Origin of the sequence: Roseburia sp. AM23-20 (assembly GCF_003470905.1) — a bacterium.
Classification (GTDB): Bacteria; Bacillota; Clostridia; order Lachnospirales; family Lachnospiraceae; genus Roseburia; species Roseburia rectibacter.
This window is the reverse complement of the sequence record NZ_QRHS01000048.1, coordinates 1-5,923: the sequence shown is the minus strand read 5'-3', so window position 1 is coordinate 5,923 and position 5,923 is coordinate 1. Positions and strand designations below refer to the sequence as shown.

At 35.5% G+C, this 5,923-nt stretch carries 4 protein-coding genes; all 4 read right to left on the bottom strand.

Annotated features, from left to right (window positions below):
• Positions 1-173: 173 nt before the first annotated feature.
• The gene (locus tag DW650_RS19630) at positions 174-344 is read right to left on the bottom strand and encodes a hypothetical protein (RefSeq protein WP_158576253.1); all 171 of its coding nucleotides are present in this window, start codon (positions 342-344) and stop codon (positions 174-176) included.
• A 16-nt stretch (positions 345-360) separates the two neighbouring features.
• Complete coding sequence (locus DW650_RS18960) at positions 361-978, bottom strand: hypothetical protein (protein WP_243103026.1); 618 nt, start codon at positions 976-978, stop codon at positions 361-363.
• 89 nt (positions 979-1,067) lie between these two features.
• Positions 1,068-3,788, bottom strand: coding sequence for a restriction endonuclease (locus tag DW650_RS18955; protein WP_158576252.1), 2,721 nt, complete (start codon positions 3,786-3,788; stop codon positions 1,068-1,070).
• A gap of 577 nt (positions 3,789-4,365) precedes the next feature.
• A partial coding sequence (gene tnpC, locus DW650_RS18945; RefSeq protein ID WP_118210854.1) for an IS66 family transposase occupies positions 4,366-5,923 on the bottom strand: 1,558 nt, incomplete at its 5' end.

Below are 5,923 nucleotides of genomic sequence, written 5' to 3'. Positions count from 1 at the left end.
TGCCATAAAAATAACCTCCAAACTGAGTAATTTTATCTTACATCAGTTTGGAGGTTTACACAAACTTTGGGATACTCTCTATTGTTATTGCGTTTTTAAACCGTATCATTTTGATGCGATTTAGCATGTCATTTATATAGTTGCATTTCTAGTGTACCCATATTGTACCCACACTATTTCTGTATACCATTCTTCATTATCAAAGGTGTCATTTTCTCCATGAGTGCATCTGCAATACGTCTGCTCTTATCATCAAGAATTTTCTTCTTTTGTTCACGTGCCCATTCTACAGCTTTTAACTGATCCTCCGGTCGTTCACTTAATACTACATGTTCTTCCATCATGATATGCACCTCCTTATCACTTCTCATAGTTTATACCTACATTATAACAGCTTTTCAGAAAATAATCTGCTGCTTCCTGTAAATCTTTTATATTTTTTGCCTTGTTATTTAAGTCTATTGCTTCATTAAGCAAAACAACTGCTTTTTCAAAATCATATTTACTATTTTTTACCAGATATGATACATTTCCCAAATTCGTAACGACAACCATAAGTTTAACTGTCTCATATCTAAGCAAAAACTGGATATCTGACAAGGAAAAAGCCGACAACGATGGGTGATTATGCAGCACCAAGACAACACAATCTCTGGAAGCACGTATCAAATGATAAGATGTAGAATCACTCAAAGGATCAACATCATGCTCTGCCCCCAGTGCAATTCCAAGATAGCGTTCGCCTTTTTCTATCAACTGCGCACTTTCGAGACTATATGTTACTGCCACTTCATTGGAATCATTTTCGTCTTTAGAAATTTGTAGAACTTGTCTTGCCAGTTCCCGAAGATTATCATATTCTGTTTCCGGTATCTCTTTATACTGAACAAGTGGCACTTTGTTAATTGCCTCGTCTGTGATTATAATCTTATGATCACGCTTTTTTGCCATTTCAAGGTCACTCAAATCACTGCTCATTTCCAACTTCCTTTCGCATCCTATATTCAATTAATCAATTTTTTGTTGTCAATACGCTTTTAGCACTATTGTGTCTGTAACCGCTTATATTACTCTTTTTGTTTACTATCTACATTTAAAAAATATCTCGCCCATCGTCGAACTGCACTCCCATATCTTATCCTTGAACTTTCTTGCCAACGTTTATTATATTTCTTTTCCAATATTTCACCCATTTCCTTTTCTGTTATTTTAGGATTTTCACTTACTATTTTCATAGCCAATTGTATATTTTCTGTACTTTGTATATTTTTGTATACATTTTCTAATGTATCACTCACATAATATATGCCATTTTTCTTTTCTAATCCGCCAAAGGACCATAGTACGCTTACCGAATTTCTATATCCCATCTTTTTTAAATCTTGAAAGGTGAGTTCCTTATTTTGGATCGAAATATATGTTTGTTCTAACACTTCAGGAGATGTTTCTCCCCAAAACAAATTATGAATACTAACGCCATTCATACTATCTCTACTTCTTCTACTTTGGCTTCTAGATGATAAATTTACCTCTCTAGGCGCATTCGCTATTGCAAAACTTGAATCGCTTCGAGTTTCCACCATTCCCAAATTAACTAACCAATTCAACAATTTAGCAGCATATATTTTTTGAGTCTTTTCTGCCAATACACTGTTCTCATATACGCTTTCAAAACGTTTAAAATAGTCAGAATAATTAAAATCTTGCAAATAGTTATTTTTCAATTCTATATATATGAGATGTTTATAAAAAAACATTCGCAATGACAAAATAATTTCTCTCTCACTTGTAGTTGTTAATGATACTTTTCCATTTACCTTTTTTACAAGTCCAAACATTACAGAATCAACTAAATAATTATCAATTGTAGAAATCTTCATATCCACTTTTGAAGCTAATACATCTGTTGTCATATTGCCTGTTTCTAAAAGACATTTTGTAATTTGGGCAAATGTTGCATATTGTTGTTGTGGAATATAATCTAATAAAATATTAGGGACTTTTCCTTCAATAACATAATCTTTAAATATATCCCAATATAAAGTAAGTCTTGATGCCCTTCTAATAACTATTCTCTTATTTATTAGTACTTGGGTTACTTCACTACCAAACAAATCAGCAATCTTAAAATAATCAGCTGGAGAATCTTTAGCGATTTCTAAAACACACTTATGTTCTTCCGGTGTTAATTCATTAATATCTCGCTCAAACAAATCAACAATATTTAACTTTTGTCCAATAACTGTATCCTGGTCATTACCTTCGTTTATTAACTTAAAAACGTGAATACATAGTTTTTTTAATAACCAAGGATATCCTTGACATTGTTTTGACAAATAATTTCTTAAAACAGGATTGATATCTTCACCCAAATGACTTCCAAATACTCTAATAGCTCCCTTAATCTCAGCTGCTTTAAACTGTGGTAAATCAAATTCCCTCCTCCTGTCTGACAAATTAGACCACATATAATATGCCGGGTGATCAGCTGGTATAGTTAAATCCGTTTTCCATGAAAAGCCCACAATAATATTAGAATTTAGCTGATCTACAATATTGGATAACTGTTTTACTTTTTCAAATATAGGATACAGCTCTTTCTTTGAAAATAATTCTTCAAATTGATCAAAAACTAATACTATTACTTTTCCTTGCTTATTTAAATAATCTAATGTTCTATTTACACTATCACATTGAAGCATTTGGCTAATAGACGAAACTTCCAAATTTCTGGTTTCAACATCCGTAAAGCCTTCTTTATCAGCTTGTTCAAAACAAGATTTTACTGATAGCTCTACATACCTTGATGATATTGCAGTTCTTGAATCCAATGCATATATAAAATATTTTTTTTGTCTCCTTCTCGAATGACTCATCGATGCAATTTTTAATATTAGTGAACTTTTACCCATACCAGAGGGTGCCGTTATAGAAAACAATCTAGTATTAGTTTTCCCATCTAACACCGCATCAAAGTATCTGAAAATACCTTGAATAAGCTTTTTTCTTCCCACAAAATCCTCTGGTCTAGCAGGTCGGTAATCCTCCCAATCATCACCTCCAATAACAGGTACAATACTATTTACTTCCACTTCCATTTTGCTATTATCAACAACCATATTATGAGACATATCATCTGTCCAAATTGCGTCACTATAATAATTTGACTTGTGTTTCAACAAGTTAATTTGACTTTTATCAACACACTGTTCACCATTTCGAGCATTAAATACATATACTTTGTTAATAGTATTATATATAGCATCAATTATTGGAATTATCCAGAAAAATTCTTTTTCTGTTAACATTAATACAATATCTTCAGCCATCACATCATTCTTGATTACAGTAGTAACATCTTGAAACGGAACTATAATTCGTGCTGCTATCAATTGCTCAATTATTCTGTCACATGTGTAAAATGAAAATTTTTTTCTTTCGGAATCCCACCTGTTTTCCCATTCTACCTTTATTCCACGAGCATCCTTTGACAAAGGACCTGTTGTTACTAACCATCCCTGATCTACATTTCTTAAATATACATTACCCATTAATTTACTAATGACATCTGCTGGCAAAGGGCTTTCCCATGCTTTGCATTCCACAAGTAATGATGAATTGTTAATCCTATGTTTAGCCAACACATCTATTTCCATTCCAGTAACTCTAATCGTTTCAACAACATCATATTGTTGTATTTCCAACAATTTTGCCACTAAGTGTTCAAGCACTCTTCCTTTTTCAGTCGTACTTTTATCCTCACCTACACAAATATCTATCTGTATCATATATACCTCCATAAACATATATTCTTATTCTTCCATTGATACCGATTTATCATCCGATAAATCTCCTGCACAGTTTCCAATACCTTATCTTCATTATCCTCCTCAGCAATAAACTCTTTAATAGATTTCAAATTCTTTACTACTAACGGACTATTCCGTAACTTCATCATACCCTATTCTCCAACCATTTGTTAAATTCATCTTAAACACCAATCGTTTCCTTCCTTGACCACCACCTCAGTCTCTTGCTTTTTCTCTAAATCTTACTTTGTAATTTATTTCACAAGTAATCTTCTATATCCATCACCACAAATCTGCTCCTACCACTTCTAATAAGGAAAACATACTCTCTTTCTTAGCGCTTCTTTAATACTTCATTTCAATTTTTTTATCAGATACCGGAAATATAGTTAACATAGCTATGATCCTATAAAATCCGCACTACTTCTTAAGTTTTATTATACCGAAAAGCGCTGTTCAAAACAACGAATATATTTACAACACTTTATATATTGTAAGTACGTAATCATCTGTACCTTGATTATTTAAAACATGCCGCCCATCAGGGCGGCACATTTTATTTCTTCTTTTTGGTTCGAAATCCTTCCGGTAATTCATTTGACCATGGCAAAAGCCGATTTAGATCATCCGGCTTTGGAAAAGGTCCCATTTTACGAAGCTCTTCTAATACATAGGAAAGATATACATACGGCTTCAGACCATTCAGCAGGGCTGTTTCTGCGATACTATAAACAACAGCACTGGCATCTGCACCACGGATACTCTTGGCAAACAGCCAATTCCGGCGGCCTACTGCAAAATTTTTGATTGCACGCTCCGCACCATTATTATCAATGCTCAGATGCCCATCATCCAAGTACCTGCGAAGATAGGTTTCCTGATTCAGCGTATATAAAATGGCATCACCAATAAGGGAAGATCTGTCTACAGAATCTTCCATCGAATGCAGCCATTCAAACAGGGCATCCACCACTGGACGTGACTGTTTCTGACGTTCCTGATACCGTTCTTCCGGTGTCTTATCTTTGATCAGTTCCTCTACTTTATACAGGATTCCGATCCTCGTCATTGCCTGATATGCAACTGTTTCTTTCAGCTGCTCCTTTGTGAAATCCTTTTTTAATGCCGTGAGTGCAGCATCAAAACGGCGTCTCGCATGGGTAAAGCATCCGGTTACGGTGATGGAATCGTTCAGTCCATGATACGCCTGATATCCATCACACGTCAGATATCCATGAAATGTATCTCCAAGGAAGTTTACCGGGTGATATCCGGCACGCGTTCTCTCATAATCAAAGAGAACCATCTGTGGGGCTTCACTGTAATGATCTGTCAGATATACCCACATCCAGTTTTGAGATGATCCTTTCTGATCTGGTTCATCAATCACCTGGATCCTGGTTTCATCGCAATGGATGTATCTGCTCTTTAGGAATTCTTCCTTCATCTGCCCATAAAGCAGTCCCAGATACCGGTCTGCACAGCTGATGATCCAGTTTGCCATTGTTTTTGTTGAAAGATTTAAGTCATACCTTGCGAATTCCCGTTCCTGTCTTGCCAGCGGCATGCCATTGACATACTTTGCATTCATGATTCCGGCAACCAGCGAAGGTGTAGCAATGCTTCCCTTGATCAGCGGAAACTCTTTTTCCGGCCGGATCATAGCACCACATTTTGGACAACTGTATACATAGGTTACTTCTTCCACCACTTCAAAGGTGGAGGGGATGAATTTCAGTCGTTTTACGACTTCTTTTGTGACGACTTTATACTTTGTTCCACAGTCCGGACAATAGCGGTCTTCGCCGGCCAGTTTATATTCGATTGTTTCTGTTACTTCGAAATTAGAGAGATCTTCTTCTTTTTTGCCGGTGCGTTTTTTCCGTTTGTGCGATGGAATCACGATTTCCTCTTCAATCTCAGCAGTATCCATATCTGCATTGGTCTCAGCCTCATTAAACAGATCCATCTGTTCATATCCATCTGCGTATTTTTCACTGGAAGAACCGAAACGTCTTCTTTGTGCAAGCGCAAGACGGTCTGAAAGCATTGCGTTCATAAATTCCAGTTCTTTCTGCTTGTCTTTCAGAAGCTGTACCTCGGTCTCTTTTTTT

What these genes read in the sequence shown, in the direction of transcription:
- DW650_RS18960 (WP_243103026.1), bottom strand. Translation starts at nt 978, where the DNA reads ATGAGCAGTGATTTGAGTGACCTTGAAATGGCAAAAAAGCGTGATCAT.
- DW650_RS19630 (WP_158576253.1), bottom strand. Translation starts at nt 344, where the DNA reads ATGATGGAAGAACATGTAGTATTAAGTGAACGACCGGAGGATCAGTTA.
- DW650_RS18955 (WP_158576252.1), bottom strand. Translation starts at nt 3,788, where the DNA reads ATGATACAGATAGATATTTGTGTAGGTGAGGATAAAAGTACGACTGAA.